This window comes from Peribacillus sp. P4_C12 (genome assembly GCF_056402095.1).
On the sequence record NZ_JBFUIB010000878.1, the window covers coordinates 1 to 1,134 of the forward strand.

The following is a 1,134-nucleotide window of genomic DNA, read 5'->3' on the forward strand; positions in this document are numbered from 1 at the left end:
AATTACAATCATAGAAAGAAACGCTAAACCATATTTCTCTTTGAGTTGGTCTTCTTCTTGAACCAACGCCACTCGTTAGCTTAATAAGCCAGATAAAAAAATTAAAGCAAAGACGCTATCCAAAAGTTTTCTTTTGGACAGTATCATCTAGATATAATTCAGAAGGCCGCCAATTGGCGGCCTTCTTATGGCGCTAACGCACCTTTAGGGGTAGCTCCAACCATTTATCACATTTTCTACGCTAAGGATCAACCCCTTGATAAATAAGGGTTTTCCTAAAACGTTCATTTAAGGAAATTTTCCTATTACTCGAAAATGATGGTTAAAATGAGTGATTTTCAATCCTTAAACTCTTCCCTTATTCAAAATCTCTATCTAAAACAGAGAAACGTTACAGGATCTTCCTTAGCGTGGGTTTTACGTCAAATCGTTGGCGGGACCCTTTCTTGTGCCCAGTATGATGAGGGCGACATAGATTACGATGGCAATCGAATCTATAAGCGTATCCGTAAGCCCGGATACGTCAAGCAATGCCGTTACACTAAGAATAACCATCAGTCGGACGATCAGGATCGCCGCGATCAACCATGCGGCAAACCGGATCTTTGATTGCTCGGTTTGGAATGACATGAAAATGAAAGCGATGCCGAAGACCAGATTTTCCGCCGTGATGATGTGCCAGACATACGTGAATACTGTCTGGGTACCCACGGATATCGCCTCAATGTTAAGCGTCTGTAGCACAGCGGATTGCCCGTTCCATGCGTGCGTGACGGCAAACAGCATCGCAAGGACGCCTGCAATCAGATAATAAAAATTCCTAACCTTGATGTTCACCACAACCTTCCTTGGAAATTCCCGGTTCCTTCTTTCTCTTTTTTGTTTACTTCTTTAATATATTCTGTAGATTTGAAACAAAGTCGTACCGTTTGTAAAAAAGTTGCACCGTTTCATTCCTTTTCGAATAAAGAATTCTAAGTGATTTTTAATCAAACTTTTTTATAAAACGGAATATTCATTCAAAAAGAGAGGAATCCATTTTGATCAACCTTGAACAGCTCCCTGTCAAGTAGACAGTGGAAATAATAAAAAAGCTTTAAGCGACTTGAGCCCTGTATTCCAATGGGCTTAAGC

At 40.4% G+C, this 1,134-nt stretch carries 1 protein-coding gene; it reads right to left on the reverse strand.

What is annotated here, in order from left to right:
- Positions 1-417: 417 nt before the first annotated feature.
- Positions 418-840 (reverse strand): hypothetical protein, encoded by a 423-nt coding sequence (locus AC1DUW_RS29880; RefSeq protein WP_083450701.1) that lies wholly within the window; start codon positions 838-840, stop codon positions 418-420.
- Between the last annotated feature and the right edge of the window lie 294 nt (positions 841-1,134).